Source organism: Enterobacter sp. C3_dUdeg (assembly GCF_057536195.1).
Genome location: NZ_BAAKFX010000001.1, coordinates 625,474 through 645,941, shown reverse-complemented (window position 1 = coordinate 645,941; position 20,468 = coordinate 625,474). Strand labels below are relative to the sequence as shown.

Below are 20,468 nucleotides of genomic sequence, written 5' to 3'. Positions count from 1 at the left end.
TAAAAGCCGTAAGTATGTTGTAACTATTATTCAGGCTAAAAAAAACGCGGCCCGAAGGCCGCGTAAACGGATAATCACACTTACTTATTTTTCTTGGTATTTCGGCCATATACCAGCCACGTAATCACAACGCAGGCGATATAGAAGACGAGGAAGACTTTCATGGCGCCAGCCGGAGAGCCGGTCAGGTCCAGAGAGATACCGAACGCTTTCGGGATAAAGAAGCCGCCAATCGCGCCGATGGCAGAGATAAAGCCCAGCGCCGCAGCCGTATCCGTCGCCGCTTCGCGCATGGCCTGCTCTTCGCTCCCCCCCTGCGCCTTCACGCGATCCATCGTCAGCTTACGGAAGATCACGGAGATCATCTGGAAGGTAGACGCGCTCCCCAGCCCGGCCGTCAGGAACAGCACCATAAACACGCCGAAGAAGGCGATGAAGTTACCGCCCTGCCCGTCGACGGGCAGCGTCAGGAACAGCAGCGCGCAGAAGACCGCCATCACGACGAAGTTCACCAGCGTCACGCGGGTACCGCCGAGACGGTCAGAGACCATGCCGCCCAGCGAACGCGCCAGGGCACCGATAAACGGCCCGAAGAAGGCAAAGTGCAGGATCTGAATCTCCGGGAACTGCGTTTTCGACAGCATCGCGAAGCCCGCAGAGAAGCCGATAAACGAACCGAAGGTGGCCAGATACAGCAGCGCCATCACCCAGAGGTGTCCACGCTTCAGCACCGGCAGCTGTTCGCTCAGCGACGCCTTCGACGCGGACAGGTCATTCATAAAGAACCAGGCTGCGAGGGTGAAGGCCACCAGGAAAGGTACCCAGATCCAGGCGGCGTTCTGCAGATAGAGGGAAGAACCATCCGCCTGCTCAACGCCACCGCCGCCAAAGGCCGCGAAAATAGAAACAGAGATCGCCAGCGGGGCAATCAGCTGCATCACGCTGACGCCCATATTCCCCAGGCCGCCGTTAATGCCCAGCGCACCGCCCTGCTTCGCTTTCGGGAAGAAGAAGCTGATGTTCGCCATGCTGGAGGCGAAGTTCGCCCCCGCAAAACCGCACAGCAGGGAAATAATCACGAACACGCTGAACGGCGTAGAGGTATCCTGCACCGCGAAGCCGAGCCAGACGCAGGGGACGATCATGATGCCCGTACTGAACGCCGTCCAGCGACGACCGCCAAACACCGGCACCATAAACGCGTAAGGCACACGCAGCAGCGCGCCTGACAGCGACGGCAGCGCGGTCAGCATGAACAGCTGATCGGTCGTAAACGTAAACCCAACTTTCGGCAGATTGACCGCCACCGCGCTAAACAACATCCATACGCAAAACGCTAATAACAAACACGGCACGGAAATCCACAGATTCCGGCTGGCTACACGATGGCCGCGCTGTTGCCAGAACGCCGGATCCTCTGGACGCCAGTCTGTAATAACGGCACCATTTTCCCTTTCGGGAGCGGATGAGTGACTCATAGACACCTCTGATTCTCGAATGATGCTGCAAACATTAGGGTTTTAGGGCGGCGGTAAGTTGATATAAATCAAAGGAAAAGTGGGAGGTTTTGCGGCGCAAAATAAGGCCTCACCCTTAGTGAGTAGGCTAATTCGGTAAAAAAGACGTGGTTTTTCACGGCACTGAGGGTTCCTGGCTACCCCCACCTCCTTCCCTCTACTCCGTTGGCAATTTAGGGGTAATCCTTTATTGGTATGGGTATACTCCAGGGTATGCACCAGAATAGCGCCATTCCTGCAAGCAGGCCACGTCAGGAGCACGCCACCTCTATGTTAAAAAGATGTTTATCTCCGCTGACGCTCGTGAATCAGCTAGCCCTTATCGTTTTGCTGTCCACCGCCATCGGCGTGACCGGCATGGCGATCTCCGGCTGGCTGGTACAGGGCGTACAGGGTAATGCGCATGCCATCAACGAGGCAGGCTCGCTACGCATGCAGAGTTATCGCCTGCTGGCGTCGGTTCCCCTGACGCAGGACGATCGGCCCCTGATTGATGAAATGGAGCGCACGGTCTTCAGCCCCGAACTGGAAAACGCCGCCATCCGCGCCGGTCAGCAATATCAGCTTAAAGCCCTTCAGGGCTACTGGCACACCCAGCTGGAGCCCGGGCTGAAACAGGCGCGCAGCACGGAAACCGTTGCGCAGGACGTGGCGGGGTTCGTCTCACGCATTGATGCGCTGGTCTCCTCTTTCGACCAAACCACCGAATTACGCATCGACCGGGTGGTGATGGTGCACCGCGCCATGGCGCTGTTTATGGGGCTGCTGCTGATCTTCACTATCGTCTGGCTCCGCGCGCGACTGCTAAACCCGTGGAAACAGCTGCTGGCAATGGCCCGCGCGGTCACCGCACGCGATTTTACCCAGCGCACGCACATCAGCGGGCGCAACGAGATGGCGATGCTCGGCCAGGCGCTCAACACCATGTCTGCAGAGCTCTCCGAGAGCTACGCGGTGCTTGAACAGCGCGTTCAGGAAAAAACGGCCGGACTGGAGCAGAAAAACGAGATCCTCTCCTTCCTGTGGCAGGCCAACCGGCGTCTGCACATGCAGGTGCCGCTATGCGAACGCCTCTCTCCGGTGCTGAACGGCCTGCAAAATCTGACCCTCCTTCACGACCTTGAGCTGCGCGTCTACGATGTGGAAGACGAAGATAACCATCAGGAATTTACCTGTCAGTCGGATATGTCCTGCGATGACAAAGGCTGCCATCTTTGCCCTCGCGGCCTGCCGCCGCTGACGTCCGGCGGCACCACCCTGAAGTGGCGCCTGACCGACAGCCACACCCAGTACGGTATTCTGCTGGCAACGCTGCCAGCCGGGCGTCACCTGAGCCACGACCAGCAGCAGCTGGTCGATACGCTGGTCGAACAGCTAACGGCCACGCTGGCGCTCGACAGGCATCAGGAAAAACAGCAGCAGCTGATCGTCATGGAAGAGCGCGCGACCATCGCCCGCGAGCTTCACGACTCTATCGCCCAGTCGCTCTCCTGTATGAAAATGCAGGTGAGCTGCCTGCAGATGCAGGATGCGGAGATGCCCGAAAGCAACAAGCAGCTGCTCAGCCAGATCCGCAACGAGCTGAACACCTCCTGGATACAGCTTCGCGAGCTGCTGACCACCTTCCGTCTGCAGCTGACCGAGCCGGGCCTGCGTCCGGCGCTGGAGGCCAGCTGTCACGAATTTAGCGCCCGGCTGGGGTTCCCGGTGAAGCTGGACTACCAGCTGCCGCCGCGGTTTGTCCCCTCCCACCAGGCCATACATGTACTGCAGATCGCCCGTGAAGCGCTGAGCAACGTGCTCAAGCATTCCGGCGCGACGGCGGTAACGGTCACCGTCAGCCAGCACAGCAATCAGGTGAAGCTCACGGTTCACGACAACGGCCGCGGCGTGCCGGAAAATGCCGAACGCACTAACCACTATGGTTTAATTATTATGCGAGACCGCGCCCAAAGCCTGCGCGGTGATTGCCAGGTTCGCCGGAGAGAGACGGGTGGCACGGAAGTTGTCGTCACCTTTATTCCCGAGAAACCGCTTACAACTGCTCAAGGAGAAACCCATGACTAATCAGGAACCGGCATCCATCCTGTTGATCGACGACCATCCGATGCTGCGTACTGGCGTGAAACAGCTGGTCAGCATGGCGCCCGATATCACCGTGGTTGGCGAAGCCAGCAACGGTGAACAGGGCATTGAGCTTGCCGAATCCCTCGATCCCGATCTGATCCTGCTCGATCTGAATATGCCCGGCATGAACGGTCTGGAAACCCTCGACAAGCTGCGGGAAAAATCGCTTTCCGGGCGCATCGTCGTCTTTAGCGTGTCGAACCATGAAGAGGATGTGGTCACGGCGCTGAAGCGCGGGGCGGATGGTTATCTGCTCAAGGATATGGAGCCGGAAGACTTGCTTAAGGCGCTGCAGCAGGCCGCGGCGGGCGAGATGGTTCTCAGCGAAGCCTTAACGCCGGTGCTGGCCGCCAGCCTGCGCGCCAATCGCGCCACCTCTGACCGCGACGTCAGCCAGTTAACCCCGCGCGAGCGCGATATTCTCAAACTCATTGCCCAGGGGCTGCCGAACAAAATGATCGCCCGCCGCCTGGACATCACCGAAAGCACGGTCAAAGTGCACGTGAAGCATATGCTGAAGAAAATGAAGCTAAAATCCCGCGTTGAAGCCGCGGTGTGGGTGCATCAGGAACGCATTTTTTAAGGATTACTCCTCCGGCAGAAGCTTCCAGCGCGGGTCGTTGTCCGGCAATGCGACCAGCGGCTGCACGACGGTCAGCACGATCTCATTGGACGAGACGCGCTGGCCTTTCTCATCTTCCACCACCGCCGACAGGTGCCAGCGGTTTGTCGCCCCTTCACTGTCATCCCAGGCAGGCATAATTACACTCCAGCCGTCGCTGCTGTTGCTTTTGGACGGCGACGTCAGGCTCAGCGCCTGCGTATCCCCCTGCCAGTGGATCTCACGAATGCCGTGCGCGCTGCGAACCTGAAGCTTCAGCATAACGGTCTCGCCCCCTTTCAGATCCCACGGCGGCGTCGCCAGCCAGACGGACAGCGTTTTACGCTGGCGGAACTCCATCACCGGCAGGCTATTGCGCTCCGGCGAGTCGTAGCGGCTTCCGCGCAGGGAACGCGTGGCGGCGACTTCACCGGCGGAAAGCTGCTTCACCAGCGGCACGCCAAAGCGATAGTTGAGCTTCAGCCCGAGGTTATTCTGGCTCGCGCCGCTTTCGCCCTGCTTATGCGCCGCGGTTAAGGTGACCAGCGGCACGGGGGTATAGTTAAGCCCCAAATTCACCGCCACCGGATTGTGATAGCCGGTTCCACTGTTGAAGAGGTCGACGTTATCGCCGAAGTATTGCTCGAAGCTCACGCTGGTATTGAGATGATGGAACCACGGCAGCCAGGCTTTAGCGGTGACGTCATAGCCGCGCGCCATGCGCTGCTCCTGGACGTCAGAGCGATCGCGCCAGCCAGCAAAGGGCTGATAATAGTTGGCTGACAGGCGCAGATTTTCCCCCCACGCTTCCGCGCCCAGCCCGGCACGCTGCAGGTTTTCATCCAGCAGGTTATCGTAAAACGTGTTGTAACCCAGCAGCCATTTCCCGGCGACCCAGCGCTGGCCTATTCCGGCGTTACTGACCAGGCCATCCGCCTGCTGGGTCAGGCCAAGCTGGCTCCAGCTCAGGTAACGGTTGTTATCGTTCCAGGGGATAAACCAGCTCCCGCTGCTGCCGTTAAATTTGCCGTCGTTATCCACCAGCAAGTTTACGCTGGCGTTCCCCCAGGGCGAAAGCCAGGATTCAATCTGCTGGTTCACTTCGCCGCTCACCGCGTCGCGCACCTGGCCAAACGCAAACTGACGCGCCTGCTCGCCCGTTGTCAGGCCGTTGTCGGTCATGCTGGCTTCACCGAAGGCTTTCGCCATTTCGGCCAGGTGTTTTTCCCCCTCGCCCGTTGGCGCCGCCATGCCGAGGTCGGGCAAACTATCCCCGTTATTATCGAAGGGATTTTGCGCCTGCTGGATAAAGGAATTCGGCGCACCGTGAACGGCTCCGGCCGTAACAAGGGAGAGTAAAAACAGCAAACGAATGCGGGACGATACAGCCATCAACGTCGTAAATAAGAACCTGTGTTTATGAATAAACTCCTATTATGTTAACGCGATAAGCCTTGAAATGCAGTTCTGGCGGACATTTCAGGATTATCCTGAAACAGCCCTTTCAGCTCCGGCACGCAGGAGCCACAGTTCGTACCGCAGCGCAGCGTCGCCCCCAGCGCGGTGACGGAATCACACCCGCCGACGATCGCCTCCCGTATCGCATTCTCCCCGACGCTGAAACAGCTGCAGATGATGCGTCCCGGATCCGCCGCCTCCCCGACGCTCTGCCCGTTCAACAAGGCGTGGCGTTCTGCGAGAAGCACGGGTGGGGATTGAAAAGCGGCTTCAATCACCGCATGCGCCAGCGCCGGTAACGCGGTGCCCTCCCAGAAGCCCAGCATCAGCTGGCCTTCATGCCAGGCCAGCACGCTGCTGCGTTCGCCGGTTTGCGCAACCTGCAGCTGCCAGCCACGAGCGCTGGCGTATTCCATTACCCACGGCAGCAGCGGTTGATCGCCCGCCACCGTCAGGCGTGAGGCTTTACGCCACCAGTAAGCCGAAGAGGGCATTTCCGGCCATTCCCGGGCATAGAGTTCCCCCTGCCAGGCGGGCTGCCAGGGCAGGATCCTGACGGCGGTTTGTTTACTCTCTGGCTGGCCCGAAACCGGATCGCAGCGCCCTTCCACCAGCGCATTCACCTTTCCCTGGCGGGCAAACCCGGCGTTCCAGTGCATCGGGGCAAACGCCTCGCCTTCCCGTATCCCGTCGCTGATTCGCACTCTTGCCACCATCACGCCGCGCGGCGAGCTGATGCGCGCCAGTTGGCCGTCGCACAGGGAAAACCGAACGGCGTCTGCCGGGCCAACCTCAACAAACGGTTCGGCGATATGCTGCATCAGCCTCGCCACGTATCCCGTTCGGGTCATGGTATGCCACTGATCGCGGATGCGCCCCGAGTTGAGAATCAGCGGGTATAACGCGCTGACCGTCGCGCCGTGCGACAGAGGGTTAACGGGAACGATGTTTCGGCGCGGAAAACTCCCCGTCGGCCACTGATAAGGCTCAAGCTGATCCCACTCCTCGCGGGTTAGCGCAGCCAGTTCATGAAGACTCAATGCCCGCGCGCCGTCATTTTCAAAGGCCGTCAGCGCCGCATGTTCGCAAAAAATCTCGTGCGGATGTTGCCAGGCAAAGGCCTCGCCGTAGCCCAGCCGTTTCGCCATCTGCGCGACGATCCACCAGTCCGGCTTCGCCTCGCCCGGCGCGGGCAGAAACGCGCGCTGGCGCGAAATGCGGCGTTCCGAGTTTGTCACCGTCCCGTCCTTCTCCCCCCAGCCCAGCGCCGGAAAACGGATATGGGCGAACCGGCTGGTATCGGTATCCTTCATCACCTCAGAAACCATCACCAGCGGGCAGTTCGCCAGCGCCTGACACACCGCGTGGCTGTCGGGCAGCGACACGGCAGGGTTGGTGCCCATGATCCACACCGCCTTCACCTCGCCGCGGGCAATGGCGTCAAACAGCTCCACCGCCATCAGGCCCGGCGTCTGCGCCAGCCGTTCCGTTCCCCAGAAACGCGCCACCCGCGAGAGATCGTCCGGCTCAAAGTTCATGTGCGCCGCCAGCTGGTTCGCCAGCCCGCCCACTTCCCTTCCCCCCATCGCGTTTGGCTGTCCGGTCAGCGAAAACGGGCCGCAGCCCGGACGGTTGAACTTCCCGCTGGCAAGATGAACGTTAATGATGGCGTTACACTTGTCGCTGCCGCTGGCGGACTGGTTGATCCCCATGGTGTAGAGCGTGATGGCCCGGGGCGCCGTCATAAACCAGTCATAAAAGGTGCCTATATCCTGCGGCGAGAGGCCGCAAAACGCCGCCACGCGCTCAACGGGCCACTCATCCGTTCCCTGAATCACATTAAGCAGACCGACAAACAGCCCGGCGTCGCTGCCGGGGGCGAGCGCCAGATGCAGATCGGCAATATCACAGGTGGCGGTTCTGCGGGGATCGATAACCACCACCTTCATCTGCGGGTTGTCGTGCTTCGCCTGCACCAGCCGCTGGTAGAGCACCGGATGCGTCCAGGCCGCGTTCGAGCCAGCCAGCACCACCAGATCGCTGTTTTCCATATCCTCGTAGCCGCACGGCACCACGTCTTCGCCAAAGGCGCGCTTGTAGCCCACCACCGCCGAGGACATACAGAGCCGGGAGTTGGTATCGATGTTTGCCGCGCCGATAAACCCTTTCATCAGCTTGTTGGCGGCATAGTAATCCTCGGTCAACAGCTGGCCGGAGGCGTAAAACGCCACCGCCTGCGGCCCCCATTTATCGATAATCTCCCGCAGGCGCTCTCCTGCCGCGCTCAGCGCCTGCGCCCAGTCCACCTCAAGGCCGTCAACGACCGGGCGCAAAAGCCGCCCCTGTAAGCCCGTCGTTTCCCCCAGGGCCGATCCTTTCACGCACAGGCGCCCCAGGTTCGCAGGATGGGTTTTATCCCCATGAACGCTGACCGCTTCACCTTCCACGCGGGCGACCACGCCGCAGCCCACCCCGCAGTAGGGGCACGTTGTCCGGGTTTCCGTCATGAGGCCTCCGCACGCATTACCAGGGCGTCGCTGCCAACCCACACCTTGCCGTTTTCAATCTTCACTGGCCACGCACGCACCGCGGGTTCGCCGTTCTCTACCTGACAGCCGTCGCGCAGGCGAATGCGCTGCTTGTAGAGCGGTGAAATCACCACCGGCTCGCCCGCCGCATCGCCAAGAATGCCGCGTGAAAGCACGTTCGCATCGCCGCCCGGCTCCCGATCGTCGAGGGCGTAAACGGTTTTACCAAAGCGGAAGAGCGCAATCGGCTTACGTCCAAGCCGCGCGCCGATGCCCGCCTGCTCGGGGATATCGTCGATGCCGCAAATTTCCTGCCAGCGCTTGCTTTCATCCGGCGCGGTCTGGTTCACCGTCGTGCGGAACAGCGCCAGGCGGCTGGGATCGCTGAGCGTGGTTTGCCATTCGCACTGGTAGGCTTCCACCACCCGGGCCATCTCCTGCTCCAGCTCGTGGGCGATGCCGAGGCTGTCGGTGAGGATCACCTCCCGCAGATAGTCGAGGCCGCCCTCAAGGTTGTCCATCCAGGTGCTGGTGCGCTGCAGGCGATCCGCCGTGCGGATGTAAAACATCAGGAAACGGTCGACGGTGCGAATTAACGTTTCGTCGTCCAGATCGCTGGCGAAGAGATCCGCGTGGCGCGGCTTCATCCCGCCGTTGCCGCACAGATAGAGGTTCCAGCCCTTATCGGTGGCAATCACCCCCACGTCTTTGCTCTGCGCCTCCGCGCATTCGCGGGTGCAGCCTGAGACCGCCATTTTGATTTTGTGCGGCGCGCGCAGGCCCTTGTAGCGGTGCTCCAGCCGGACCGCGAGGCCGGTGGAGTCCTGCACGCCGTAGCGGCACCAGGTCGAGCCGACGCAGGATTTCACCGTGCGCAGGGATTTACCGTAGGCGTGTCCGGTTTCAAACCCGGCCTCCACCAGCGCCTGCCAGATCGCCGGCAGCTGTTCCAGAGTGGCGCCGAAAAGATCGATACGCTGTCCGCCGGTAATTTTGCTGTACAGGCTGTAGCGTTTCGCAATCTGCCCGATGGCAATCAGCCCGTCGGCAGTCACTTCCCCTGCGGGCATGCGCGGCACGATGGAGTATGTGCCGTCCTTCTGGATGTTGGCGAAGTAGCGGTCGTTGGTATCCTGCAGCGGCAGGTGCGCCGGTTTCAGCAGATACTCGTTCCAGCAGGAGGCGAGCACCGATCCCACCAGCGGCTTGCAGATCTCGCATCCGTGCCCCTGTCCGTAGCGGCTGATAAGCTGGTCAAAGGTGCGGATATGGTTGACGCGCACGAGGTGGTAAATCTCCTGGCGCGAGTACGGGAAGTGCTCGCAGATGTCCTTTTTCACCTCCACGCCCTGCTCCGCAAGCTGGAACTCCATCACCTGCTTCACCAGTGCGCTACATCCGCCGCAGCCGGTCGCCGCTTTGGTGTACTGCTTAACGGCGCCGATATCCGCCGCGCCCGCGCTCACCGCCCGGCAAATATCGCCTTTACTGACGTTATGACACGAACAGATCTGCGCGCTTTCCGGCAGCGCCGCCACGCCGAGCGCTTTTGGCGCGCTGCCTGACGACGCGGGTAAAATGAGCGTTTCCGGCTCTTTCGGCAGGCTGATGCCGTTAAGCATCATCTGCACCAGCGTGGCGTATTCGCTGGCATCGCCCACCAGCACGCCGCCGAGCAGCGTTTTGCCGTCGTGGCTGACCACGATTTTCTTGTAGATTTGCTGCGGGCCGTGCGTCCACTGGTAGCTCAGCGCTCCCGGGGTGCGCCCGTGGGCGTCGCCGAACGAGGCCACGTCCACGCCGAGCAGCTTGAGCTTAGTGCTCATATCCGCGCCGGTGAAGGTTTTATCCTCCCCCGCCAGCGCGGCGGCGGCCACGCGCGCCATCTGATAGCCGGGCGCGACCAGACCGAAGATTTTCCCCTCCCACAGGGCGCATTCGCCGATGGCCAGCACGTCCGGATCGGAGGTCTGGCAGCCGTCGTCAATGCAGATCCCGCCGCGTTCGCCGATAGCCAGCCCGCTGCTGCGCGCCAGCGCGTCTTGCGGACGGATGCCCGCCGAAAAGACCACCATGTCCGTTTCCAGCTGTTCGCCATCGGCAAAGCGCAGCACCAGCCCGCCGTCCGCGGTGGCGATCTCCGTCGTGGCTTTACTGGTGTGAACGCCGACGCCCAGCGCCTCGATTTTCTTGCGCAGCATCGCCGCGCCGTCGTTGTCGAGCTGGACCGCCATCAGGTTGGGCGCAAACTCCACCACGTGGGTTTCCAGCCCGAGCTGCTTCAGGGCATTCGCCGCCTCCAGTCCGAGCAGGCCGCCGCCAATCACCACGCCGCGGCGCGAGCCCGCCGCATGTGCAGCAATGTTGTCCAGGTCGTCAAGGGTGCGGTAGACAAAACAGCCCGGCAAATCGTTGCCCGGCACGGGCGGAACGAACGGGTATGAGCCGGTCGCCAGCACCAGCTTGTCCCAGTGGGTCTCATGCCCGCTGGCGGTACGCACCACGCGCGCATCGCGGTCGATGCCGACGATCTGCTGCGACAGGCGCAGCTCAATGCCGCTGTCGGCAAAGAAATCCCCCTCCACCAGCGAGAGCGACGCCGCGCTGCGGCCGCCAAAATATTCCGACAAATGCACGCGGTCGTAGGCGGCATAGCGCTCCTCGCCAAAAACGACGATCTGATACTGCTGATGCAGATTGCGCTTAACGCAGTCTTCGAGGAAATGATGGCCGACCATACCGTGCCCAACCACCACCAGAGTAGGTTTTGTCATAGCATTCTGTCCTGCAACCTGCGGTTGCGTAGTGAAACGATCGAACAGCCAGTCCGCGTGTGCGGGCGTGGCCGTTGCCAGTAAATCGGTAAACGTTGCCGCGCTGCGGCAGTCGCCCATCAGCAGCGCGCCAGCCAGCGCCCCCTGATGGATCAATAAACGACGATAGTGACGGGTCATCGGATCCCATGCGCTCCAGACCACGTCGCCCTCCTGCTCCGCCGCACGGCCGAGGCTGAACAGCTCCACGCCCGTCACCTTGAGGCGCATCCCGCTGTCGGTCAGGGTAAACGGCGCGGTAGCGTCCCCGGCCAGCCGCGCGGCCAGGATTTCCGCCTGCGCCAGGCAGGGGGCGACCAGGCCAAACGTCTGCCCGTCAATTTCGCAGCACTCGCCGATGGCGTAGACATTCGGTTCGGAGGTTTGCATCTGGTGATCCACCACGATGCCGCGCGCGCAGCGAATGCCGCTGGCCTGCGCCAGCGCGACGCTGGGCTGCACGCCGGTCGCCAGCACCACGCGAGCGGCGACGACGCGGCGCCCGTTGAGCAGCGTCACGCTATTCCCGCTCACCGCTGCGATGCCCGAGGCGAGCTCACAGCGCACGCCCCGCGCCGCCAGCGTCTCTTCCAGCAGCATTCCCGCCTGCCGATCCAGCTGCTGCTCCATCAGCCACGGACCGCGATGAACCAACGTGACGTTGTCACCTGAGCGCGCCAGCGCTGCCGCCGTCTCAACCCCGAGCACGCCGCCGCCCAGCACCACCGCCGGACCGGCGATCGTCCGAATGGCACGGGTATCCTCCAGGGTGCGGAACGTGAACACATGCGGCGCATCGCAGCCGGGGATTGGCGGAATAAAGGGCGTTGATCCGGTGGCAAACACCAGCGCGTCCCAGCCCAGCGTGCGGGCGGTGGTTTGCACTTCCCGCGCGTCCACGTTCACGGCGATCGCCTTTTCGCCCCGCAGCACCGTCACGCCGCGCGACTGGTACCAGTCGTCATCCTGCAAACAGATGTCTGCAGCCTGCTTTTCACCGCCCAGGACCGGCGAAAGCTGGATGCGGTTATAGGCATGCTCCGGCTCGTCACCGATGACGGTGATAGCGAAACGACCGGCAGCACGCCCGGTGAGCGCGGCAATCAGCCGCGTGGCCGCCATGCCATTTCCGATAATGACCAGTCGCATCAAAGCCCCCTCGTTACGCCGCTTTCGGCTGCTTTTCATAGAGGAAATGGAGGATCTGCTGGCGCATGTGGTGATAGCGGCTGTCGTCGGCCAGCTGTACCCGGTTGCGCGGGCGCGGCAGGTCAACACGCAGGATCTCCCCGACGGTGGCCGCCGGGCCGTTGGTCATCATCAGCACGCGATCGGAGAGCAGCACCGCCTCGTCCACGTCGTGGGTAATGAGCACGATGGTGGTGTTCAGCGCCTGCTGGATCTGCATCACCGAGTCCTGCAGATGCGCGCGCGTCAGCGCATCGAGGGCGCCGAAGGGTTCATCCATCAGCAGGACTTTCGGCTTCATCGCCAGCGCGCGGGCAATACCGACGCGCTGCTTCATGCCGCCGGAGATCTCCCCCGGTCGCTTGTGCAGGGCGTGCCCCATCTGCACGCGGTCGAGGTTATGCTCGATCCACTCCCTGCGCTCCGCCTTGCTCATGCAGTGGCGAAACACGTGATCGACCGCCAGGGCCACGTTGTCGAAGCAGGTGAGCCACGGCAGCAGCGAATGGTTCTGGAAGACCACCGCACGTTCCGGACCCGGCCCGGCGATTTCACGGTTGTCGCAGATCAGCCCGCCTTCCGTCGGCAGGGTAATACCGGCGATGAGGTTCAGCAGCGTCGATTTGCCGCAGCCGGAGTGCCCGATCAGGCTGACGGTTTCGCCCTCGTGGATATCAAAAGAGACGTTTTGCAGCGCCAGAAACTCGCCGCTGGCGGTGGAAAAACGCTGGCTCACGGCCTGGACCTGAATTAATGGTTTCATGTTCGCTCCTTATTTTTCCTGCCAGCTAAAGCGACGGGCGATCAGCATCAGCCCCTGCTCCAGCAGCAGCCCGACCACGCCAATGATGACGATGGCGATGAGAATGTTTTCAACGTTGAGGTTGTTCCACTCGTTCCAGATCCAGAAGCCGATCCCTAAACCTCCGGTGAGCATCTCAGCGGCGACGATCACCAGCCAGGCGATGCCGATGGAGAGACGCACCCCGGTCAGCACCGCGGGCAGCACCGCCGGGAAGAGAATGCGGCGCATGATGGTCCACTCGGAAAGCTGCAGCACTCGGGCCACATTGAGGTAGTCCTGCGGAATGCGGCGTACGCCTTCGGCGGTGTTGATCACCATCGGCCAGATGGAGCAGATGAAAATGGTCCAGCTCGACGCGGGCTCCGCTTTCTGGAACAGCAGCAGGCCGATGGGCAGCCAGGCCAGCGGGCTAACCGGGCGTAACAGCGCGATCAGCGGGCCGAACATGCGAGAGAAAAAGGTGAAGCGACCAATCAGGAAGCCGAGCGGGATCCCGGCGAGCGCGGCCAGGCCAAAGCCCACCGCCACGCGCTGTAATGAGGCGAGCACGTTCCAGCCGATGCCCATATCGTTAGGCCCGTCGCGATAAAACGGATCGGCAAACAGGGTGATGGCGGAATCGAGCGTGCTGAGCGGCGTCGGGAAACCTTTGCTGTTAATCGCCGCCAGCTGCCAGAGCACCACCAGCAGTCCCAGACCGAGAAACGCCGGGATGATGCGCTGGAGGATCGCGTTAATCCGACGCGCAAACGTCGGCGTACGGCGGCGAACCTGCACCGGAGGCAGGACAATCACCTCCCCACTCTCCGGCGTCTCGTGTGAATTCGTCTTTTGCAGATGCTGCATAATCAGGCCCCTTTACGGTGAATGGCGAAACGGCTGGCGTATCCTTCCGGGTCGGTACCGTTCCAGACGGTGCCGTCCATCAATGTGCTGCTGCGTAATGGTGAAGTCGGTGTGCTGATGCCCCCCACCGCCGTGGCGGCATCCTGCCAGACCGCGGTCTGGTTAATGCGCTGCGCGATGCCCGCGTAGTCCGGCGCGGATTTGAGCAAGCCCCAGCGGCGGAACTGGGTTAAGAACCACATGCCGTCGGAGAGATACGGGTAGCTGACGGCCCCCTCGTTGAAGAAGCGGATCGGGTGCGCGTCCTGCCAGCGCTGGCCCAGGCCGTTGTCGTACTCGCCGAGCATGCGTCCGGTGAGATACTGTTCTTTGCAGTTGAGCCACGCCCGGCGGGAGAGGATCTGCGCGGTCTCGCGTTTGTTTTCCGGGGAGGCTTCGATCCAGCGCGCCGCCTCCAGTACCGCGCTCACCAGCGCCCGCGCGGTGTGCGGGTTTTTCTCCACCCAGTCGCGGCGCGTACCGAGGATTTTTTCCGGATGATCGGCCCAGATAGACTGCGACGTGGCGGCGGTAAAACCGATGCGGTCGTTGATTGCCCGGGCGTTCCACGGCTCGCCGACGCAAAAGCCAACCATGTTGCCAATGCGCATGTTCATCACCATCTGCGGCGGCGGCACCACCACCGTGCGCACGTCGTCAAAGGGGTTAATGCTCGCGCTGGCCAGCCAGTAGTAGAGCCACATGGCGTGCGTCCCGGTCGGGAAGGTGTGCGCGAAGGTGTAGGTGCCGGGCGCCTGCTGCCCAATGAGCTTTTTCAGCCCGTCAAGGTCTCGTACGCCCTTCTCCGCCAGATCGCTGGAAAGCGTAATCGCCTGGCCGTTCTGATTGAGCGTCATCAGGTTCGCCATCTGCTGCGGCTTGCCGGCGATGCCCAGCTCCAGGCCGTACAGCAGGCCGTAGAGAATGTGCGCGGCATCGAGTTCGCCCGCCACCAGCTTGTCGCGCACAGCCGCCCAGCTCGCCTCTTTGGTGGGCACGATGGTAATACCGTATTTTTTATCAAAGCCTTTCAGCGCCGCGATAACCACCGGGGCGCAGTCGGTCAGCGGGATAAACCCGATGCGCACCGTTTCCTGCTCCGGTTTATCCGAGCCTGCCGCCCATGCGGCCTGCATGATACCCGGTAACAGCATTGCGCCACTCGCCAGCACGCTGGCCTGCAAAAAACGCCGTCTCGACAAATCCGCCATGACCAACCACTCCTGAAAAAAAACCAAAAAAAAGCGCCCACGATGCCGAAGCACCAGTGGACGCCTTTATCCCGAAGACGCATGCGCCGCCGTTGGCGCATCGTCAAAAATGGTTAATCCGATAATGCAAAGTGAATGCCAGGTTTTAACCCGCAGTTTCCAGGGCGCTAACCGAACTCCCCTCGCCTGCACGCACCTTAATCAGGCAAAAAATGCCCGCTGACCGTGCAGCTACTCCTTTGGTGTTACCTGCCATAAATTCTTCACCATCAGCAGCGCGCGGGCGATATCCACCATCCTTTGGTTCTTGTCCATCGCCATTTTGCGCAGCGCCGTCCAGGCCTGTTCCTCACTCATATTCTGGTGGGTCATCAGCACGCTTTTCGCTTTATCAATGACTTTGCGCTCTTCAAGCGTATCGCGCAGCGATGCTAGCTGGCGCGAGAGCTGTTCTATCTCGCGTGCCTGCTGGCGCACCAGGGTGAGCAACGGTTTTTCCGGATACTGTATCAGCGGGTCGTCCTGCTCATCGGCGGGAGGCACGTACTCATCGTTACGGTAAATACGCTCGTCCACCGCCGTCATCAGATCGGCGATGAGCGTCTCCTCCAGCGTGCGCAAATGCTCAAGGCGCGCGGTTTGCAGAGCAAACCAGGCCAGAGCGGTAAGGCCATCATCTGCGGCAGGCTGGCGGGTACAGGCCACGCGCCGGAGTTGCTCCGTTTCACGATCGGGCTGGCAGTGCAGGGAAAAGGTGGTCTGGACGTCAGCGGAGCTGTGCGAGAGAAAGATCTCAAAGCAGGCCTGCTGACCGTCGATGCGGTCAACCAGCCTCTGGCGAGTCACATCATCGAAAAAACCCTGCGTGAAGCCAATCGCCCCCAGGGCCCGTTCCTGTCCCGCCAGCTCTTTCCCCTGCATCAGGCTATAAAGGGCAACAAAACGCCCGGCGATTTGCGGATCGTCAATGCTGTCATTGAGCTGCGGCACGATACTGAGCAGATGGCGAAGCATGCGGGAGTAGTGTTCCATCGCCTGCGGCGCCGTTACCGTTTGCTGAATAACACCGTCGCGCAGCGCGGGAAGCATATCAAGGCTCTGAAGCGCGCCGCCGATGCGTTCACAGACCGTACTTCCCGGGATCGGCGACTGTTTTTCAAGAATGTCATAAAGTGCAGCGAGGTTTTCATCCACCATCGCCCGGCTGGCTTTGCATTCGAGGGCGTAAAGTTTGCCCTGTGAACAGAGCCAGACGTTGGACGCCCCACGCTCGCACTGTAACATGTGCACCAGTTGGCTAATGCCGTGCACAAGCACGCCAAGCTGTGCCAGCTTGCTGAACTGTTCCCGACGCATCATCCTTGCGCGCTCGAGCCATTCGGCAGCGCCTGGCGAAATGCCAGCCATTAATGTCATGCTTACTCTCCAGAACAGCGAAACTCGGGAAAGCTAAGCAATATTCGTGCCTTTATAAGAACAGGAGTCAACATGCAAAAGATTGTGATCGTCGCCAACGGTGCGGCTTACGGCAGCGAATCCCTTTTCAACAGCCTGCGCCTGGCGATTGCGCTGCGTGAAAAAGAGAGTGACCTGGCGTTACGACTCTTTTTAATGTCGGACGCGGTCACCGCGGGGCTGAAGGGTCAAAAACCGGCAGAGGGCTATAACATTCAGCAGATGCTGGAGATCCTCACCGCGCAAAACGTGCCGGTGAAGCTGTGCAAGACCTGCACCGACGGCCGCGGCATTACCGGTCTGCCGCTGATTGATGGCGTAGAGATTGGTACGCTGGTTGAGCTGGCCGAGTGGACGCTGTCCGCCGATAAAGTATTAACTTTTTAATAATAAACCCGTAAAAATATTATTTTCTTATGGACGCGGTTTCAGCATCAAGTTTACCTGCGGGGTTGCCGATAGGCATGGAAACAACACAGCAGGTATTTCACTTATGTTCAGATCGATTCGTGCACGCATCATCGCGGCGACGGCAGGCTGTCTGGTCGTCGCCCTTCTCCTTAATACCGTTATCAACTTCCAGGTCACGCGCCAGGATAACCAGCAGTCCCAGCGCGATATCCTGACCAGCACCAGCGCCAGCCATAACATGGCGATTGCCGACTGGGTAAAAAGCAAGATGACGGTGATCGCCTCCGCGCAGACCGTTGCGCTGAATGACGACCCGGTTCCGGTGTTTAAACAGCTTGCACAGGCGGGTGGATTCACCAACGTCTATGTTGGCTACGCCAGCAAAACGGCGAAATTCTCTGAACCGGCGGGCGTTCCGGCGGACTATGACCCGACTATTCGCCCGTGGTATCAGCAGGTGGTCAGCACGGACGGTCCGGTTGTCACCGCGCCCTACGTTGACGCGGGGACCGGTAAACTGGTGGTAACCTTTGCGGTGCCGGTGAAAGAAAATGGCACGCTCAAAGCGGTCGTGGCGGGCGATGTGGCGATGGACAGCGTGGTGGCTAACGTGCGCGGGATCCATCCAACTCCGGCCAGCAGCGGGCTGCTTCTGAACAGCGACGGCAGCGTGATTGCCGCTAACGATCCGGCTCTGACGCTGAAACCGTTTGGTGAGACGATCAAGGGCATTGATTTTGCTGCGCTGAAAAGCGGTAATCTCGTCGACGGAACGCTGAACGACGCGGAAAAAACCTTCGTGGCGACAGCCGTGCCGGGCACAAACTGGCTATTAGTCGTCGCGCTCGACAGCGGTGACGCCACCTCCGGCATGCGTTCCCTGCTTAAAGCCTCGGGGATTTCGCTGGTGATCCTCGCACTCCTTAGCGCGGCGATTGTGCATTTCCTGATTGCCCGCCTGCTCAAGCGTTTGTCCGACATTCGCGATGCGATGCACAACATTGCTAACGGCACTAACGATCTGTCCCAGCGTCTGCCGGATAACGGCGAGGACGAGGTCGCGCAGATTGCGCAGGCCTTTAACGCCTTCAGCGATAAGCTGTCGGTGGTGATGGTGCAGCTCCGTGACGCCAGCGAATCGGTGAAAAACGCCGCGCAGGAGATTGCCGCAGGTAACCAGGATCTTTCCGGACGTACCGAGCAGGCGGCATCCAGCCTGCGCGAGACGGCCAGCGCCGTGGAGCAGATCACCGCCTCCGTGACGCAGTCGAATGAATCGGCGGCAGAAGCGAACGACCAGGCGAGCAAGGCCTCAGCGGCCGCGGCGCGCGGCGGCGAGGTGGTATCGCAGGCGATCAGCACCATGCAGTCCATTGAAGTCGCGTCGGCAAAAATTGGCGATATCACCAGCGTGATTGACGGCATTGCTTTCCAGACCAACATTCTGGCGCTGAACGCCTCCGTCGAGGCGGCGCGTGCGGGTGAGCAGGGGCGCGGGTTTGCCGTCGTAGCAGGTGAAGTGCGTAACCTGGCGAGCCGTAGCGCTCAGGCGGCGAAAGAGATCAAATCGTTGATTGATTCCACCACCGACAGCGTGGCAACCGGCTCCCGCTACGTGCATCTGGCGGGGGAAAGCATGGATGAGATCCGCTCCAGCATCGGCAGCGTCTCTGGCATCATGCGCGAAATCTCCATCGCCACCAGCGAGCAGATGAAAGGGATTCATGAGATCAACCACGCGGTGACCCATCTCGACAGAATGGTTCAGCAGAACGCCGAGCTGGTGGTGGAATCCGCCGCTGCCGCGGGTGCCCTGCAGAGCCAGGCGGGCGACCTTGCTGAAACAGCCGGGCATTTCCGCATTTAATCTTCTTCCGGCGCGCGTTTAGCGGGTAAAACGCGCGCCAGTGTAAATTTTGAGGAATTTTGTCATTTTTGTTTAATCGTTATGCCATTTTTTGATCAAAATCAGCATCCCACCCCCTCCCCTTTGGTGTTATGCCATGAGTGAATTGTGAACAACATCACGCTCGGATATGGCAGCAGGGAGAGCGTTGTTTAAGACTACGGGGTAAAAAATGGCACTGGTAAAAACAAGTTTGAAACTGTTTGGCGGGGATACGGTAGTGGTGCGTTGCTCAGAACGCTGTCGTATTCATCTGATGAGTTCGAAAGCACAAAAACAGTCCCAGGCGGATATTCTCACCGTACAGGACGATAAGGCCTGGCTTACCGTGCCGTATACCGGCACGTGGGATGTGCTGATCGATAGCCACAGCCAGTCGCTGGAGCATTCCGTCAGCTACGTGGCAGCATAAGTTTAAACGCCCGGCAAGCCGGGCGTATTGTCAGGCAAAACCCGGTCGCAGCGCGCTGTTGAGCGGGTTCCCTTCCAGCAGCGCCTTCACCTTCACCACCAGTTCATTCAGACAATCGTCCTTCATGCCGAGGCGCGTCAGCTCCTGATCGAGGGAGAAGAGATACTGCGCGTTGGTGCCCAGAGGCCCGCTGGCAGCGGCAATCAACGGGGCAATCACCTGCGTGCGGGTATCCGCTTCATACAGCGGATGGCGCGGATCCATAATAAACACCAGCGCATTGACGGTGCGTCCGTCGTCCAGTTCCAGCTTGCACCAGCTCGGCATATAGCAGCCGGTGATCATCTCGCGCTTCCAGAGCAGCGTGAGCTCCTCTTCCAGCGTGGCATCCGGCAGGCGATACGCCACGCCCGTGGTGCGCCCGCCCTCTTTCAGTGCAAGCATGCGCCCGGGCTGGCACGCGCTGCCGCGTCCGGCCGTCAGGCGCAGGCAAAATGCGCGATGCCAGCCAGGCAGCGTTCCCGTTGCCGATTCGACAAACTCCAGAGCCGGGTTCCACATCAGGGAGCCGTAGCCAAAAATCCATACCGGGCCATCATCCGGGCGGCAGGCAAGCGTGGCAGCGAGTGACGCCGCACGTTGTTCAGCTGACCAGAGAAGCGATTCCTCAATAGCACCAAATGCCGTCTTACAATCTGCCTTCATTAAGAAATCACGCGTTAACACTTTCCACCTCCGCCACTGCATGCTTCCTTGCGACATCTGTAATTCGCCTTCCCGGCATTTTATGCTGGTCATTTTGCCAGCAGTCGAATAACGATAAGCAATTAGCGGACCAGTTGCAATACAACGGAAGTTCAACCGCCTGAAAAGTCAAAATGAAGGCAGCGAATCATTTCATGGCTATTTCTTTTTATGCCATTTATCGTCGTCTCCTTTCTCATATTCATGTTTTACTGCGGCCCAGGCGACTTTGTGGGCCGTCTCTTCACGACTGGCATCATCCCGGCGATCGTCCTTGTCTTTGTACTGATCCCAGGCGCTGTTAAACGCCTCTTTGTAGATATCCTGCGCGTGAGCGGGCAGCACGTTTTGTACGTTATCCGGTAATTCGCGTTTCGCTTTATAGGGCATCACTAACCTCTCTTTTG

Annotated in this window: 15 protein-coding genes; 5 read left to right on the top strand and 10 right to left on the bottom strand. The window is 60.6% G+C overall.

The features are described from left to right. Positions 1-80: 80 nt before the first annotated feature. Positions 81-1,478, bottom strand: coding sequence for a NarK family nitrate/nitrite MFS transporter (locus tag AC27FC_RS02990; RefSeq protein ID WP_039263582.1), 1,398 nt, complete (start codon positions 1,476-1,478; stop codon positions 81-83). Between the two features lie 309 nt (positions 1,479-1,787). Here AC27FC_RS02990 and narX point away from each other — a divergent pair, with 309 nt between their 5' ends. After that, a complete protein-coding gene (gene narX / locus AC27FC_RS02985; RefSeq protein WP_033145766.1) occupies positions 1,788-3,584 on the top strand; it encodes a nitrate/nitrite two-component system sensor histidine kinase NarX in 1,797 nt (598 codons plus the stop codon). Further along, positions 3,577-4,227, top strand: coding sequence for a two-component system response regulator NarL (narL, locus tag AC27FC_RS02980; protein WP_008499531.1), 651 nt, complete (start codon positions 3,577-3,579; stop codon positions 4,225-4,227). The genes narX and narL overlap by 8 nt, the downstream gene beginning before the upstream one ends. Positions 4,228-4,230: 3 nt before the next feature. On the opposite strand, the gene AC27FC_RS02975 is transcribed toward narL, so the two are convergent. The 7 genes from AC27FC_RS02975 to nasR form a co-directional block, all read right to left on the bottom strand. Beyond that, positions 4,231-5,637 (bottom strand): YchO/YchP family invasin, encoded by a 1,407-nt coding sequence (locus tag AC27FC_RS02975; RefSeq protein WP_196354273.1) that lies wholly within the window; start codon positions 5,635-5,637, stop codon positions 4,231-4,233. A 47-nt stretch (positions 5,638-5,684) separates the two neighbouring features. Then, positions 5,685-8,210 carry a nitrate reductase gene (locus AC27FC_RS02970; protein WP_196354272.1) on the bottom strand — a complete coding sequence of 842 codons (2,526 nt, stop codon included), beginning with the start codon at positions 8,208-8,210 and terminating at the stop codon, positions 5,685-5,687. After that, positions 8,207-12,193 carry a nitrite reductase large subunit NirB gene (nirB, locus tag AC27FC_RS02965; RefSeq protein WP_196354271.1) on the bottom strand — a complete coding sequence of 1,329 codons (3,987 nt, stop codon included), beginning with the start codon at positions 12,191-12,193 and terminating at the stop codon, positions 8,207-8,209. The genes AC27FC_RS02970 and nirB overlap by 4 nt, the downstream gene beginning before the upstream one ends. A gap of 13 nt (positions 12,194-12,206) precedes the next feature. Then, positions 12,207-12,995, bottom strand: coding sequence for an ABC transporter ATP-binding protein (locus AC27FC_RS02960; RefSeq protein ID WP_196354270.1), 789 nt, complete (start codon positions 12,993-12,995; stop codon positions 12,207-12,209). Between the two features lie 9 nt (positions 12,996-13,004). Continuing rightward, positions 13,005-13,883, bottom strand: coding sequence for a nitrate ABC transporter permease (gene ntrB / locus AC27FC_RS02955; RefSeq protein ID WP_033145770.1), 879 nt, complete (start codon positions 13,881-13,883; stop codon positions 13,005-13,007). Positions 13,884-13,885: 2 nt separating this feature from the next. Next, positions 13,886-15,133 carry a CmpA/NrtA family ABC transporter substrate-binding protein gene (locus AC27FC_RS02950; protein WP_487159836.1) on the bottom strand — a complete coding sequence of 416 codons (1,248 nt, stop codon included), beginning with the start codon at positions 15,131-15,133 and terminating at the stop codon, positions 13,886-13,888. Positions 15,134-15,364: 231 nt separating this feature from the next. Next, a complete protein-coding gene (nasR, locus tag AC27FC_RS02945) occupies positions 15,365-16,549 on the bottom strand; it encodes a nitrate regulatory protein NasR (protein WP_094934678.1) in 1,185 nt (394 codons plus the stop codon). A 72-nt stretch (positions 16,550-16,621) separates the two neighbouring features. Here nasR and AC27FC_RS02940 point away from each other — a divergent pair, with 72 nt between their 5' ends. The 3 genes from AC27FC_RS02940 (at position 16,622) to AC27FC_RS02930 (ending at position 19,317) form a co-directional block, all read left to right on the top strand. Continuing rightward, positions 16,622-16,975, top strand: coding sequence for a DsrE/DsrF/TusD sulfur relay family protein (locus AC27FC_RS02940; protein WP_008499522.1), 354 nt, complete (start codon positions 16,622-16,624; stop codon positions 16,973-16,975). A gap of 106 nt (positions 16,976-17,081) precedes the next feature. Continuing rightward, positions 17,082-18,866, top strand: a complete 1,785-nt coding sequence (locus AC27FC_RS02935; protein ID WP_196354268.1) for a methyl-accepting chemotaxis protein — start codon at positions 17,082-17,084, stop codon at positions 18,864-18,866. Between the two features lie 211 nt (positions 18,867-19,077). Then, positions 19,078-19,317: a DUF1883 domain-containing protein gene (locus AC27FC_RS02930; RefSeq protein WP_010432930.1), complete on the top strand. Its 240-nt coding sequence runs from the start codon at positions 19,078-19,080 to the stop codon at positions 19,315-19,317. 30 nt (positions 19,318-19,347) lie between these two features. Here the strand turns inward: AC27FC_RS02930 and AC27FC_RS02925 are convergent, their stop codons facing one another. Together AC27FC_RS02925 and chaB are read right to left on the bottom strand one after the other, a co-directional pair. After that, positions 19,348-20,043 carry a gamma-glutamylcyclotransferase gene (locus AC27FC_RS02925; protein ID WP_047061041.1) on the bottom strand — a complete coding sequence of 232 codons (696 nt, stop codon included), beginning with the start codon at positions 20,041-20,043 and terminating at the stop codon, positions 19,348-19,350. Positions 20,044-20,220: 177 nt separating this feature from the next. Continuing rightward, entirely contained in the window at positions 20,221-20,451 is a 231-nt protein-coding gene (gene chaB, locus AC27FC_RS02920) for a putative cation transport regulator ChaB (protein WP_023312121.1), read from the bottom strand. Between the last annotated feature and the right edge of the window lie 17 nt (positions 20,452-20,468).

What these genes read in the sequence shown, in the direction of transcription:
- nirB (WP_196354271.1), bottom strand. Translation starts at nt 12,193, where the DNA reads ATGCGACTGGTCATTATCGGAAATGGCATGGCGGCCACGCGGCTGATT.
- narL (WP_008499531.1), top strand. Translation starts at nt 3,577, where the DNA reads ATGACTAATCAGGAACCGGCATCCATCCTGTTGATCGACGACCATCCG.
- AC27FC_RS02960 (WP_196354270.1), bottom strand. Translation starts at nt 12,995, where the DNA reads ATGAAACCATTAATTCAGGTCCAGGCCGTGAGCCAGCGTTTTTCCACC.
- nasR (WP_094934678.1), bottom strand. Translation starts at nt 16,549, where the DNA reads ATGACATTAATGGCTGGCATTTCGCCAGGCGCTGCCGAATGGCTCGAG.
- ntrB (WP_033145770.1), bottom strand. Translation starts at nt 13,883, where the DNA reads ATGCAGCATCTGCAAAAGACGAATTCACACGAGACGCCGGAGAGTGGG.
- narX (WP_033145766.1), top strand. Translation starts at nt 1,788, where the DNA reads ATGTTAAAAAGATGTTTATCTCCGCTGACGCTCGTGAATCAGCTAGCC.
- AC27FC_RS02990 (WP_039263582.1), bottom strand. Translation starts at nt 1,478, where the DNA reads ATGAGTCACTCATCCGCTCCCGAAAGGGAAAATGGTGCCGTTATTACA.
- AC27FC_RS02930 (WP_010432930.1), top strand. Translation starts at nt 19,078, where the DNA reads ATGGCACTGGTAAAAACAAGTTTGAAACTGTTTGGCGGGGATACGGTA.
- AC27FC_RS02970 (WP_196354272.1), bottom strand. Translation starts at nt 8,210, where the DNA reads ATGACGGAAACCCGGACAACGTGCCCCTACTGCGGGGTGGGCTGCGGC.
- AC27FC_RS02940 (WP_008499522.1), top strand. Translation starts at nt 16,622, where the DNA reads ATGCAAAAGATTGTGATCGTCGCCAACGGTGCGGCTTACGGCAGCGAA.
- AC27FC_RS02950 (WP_487159836.1), bottom strand. Translation starts at nt 15,133, where the DNA reads ATGGCGGATTTGTCGAGACGGCGTTTTTTGCAGGCCAGCGTGCTGGCG.
- AC27FC_RS02935 (WP_196354268.1), top strand. Translation starts at nt 17,082, where the DNA reads ATGTTCAGATCGATTCGTGCACGCATCATCGCGGCGACGGCAGGCTGT.
- AC27FC_RS02975 (WP_196354273.1), bottom strand. Translation starts at nt 5,637, where the DNA reads ATGGCTGTATCGTCCCGCATTCGTTTGCTGTTTTTACTCTCCCTTGTT.
- chaB (WP_023312121.1), bottom strand. Translation starts at nt 20,451, where the DNA reads ATGCCCTATAAAGCGAAACGCGAATTACCGGATAACGTACAAAACGTG.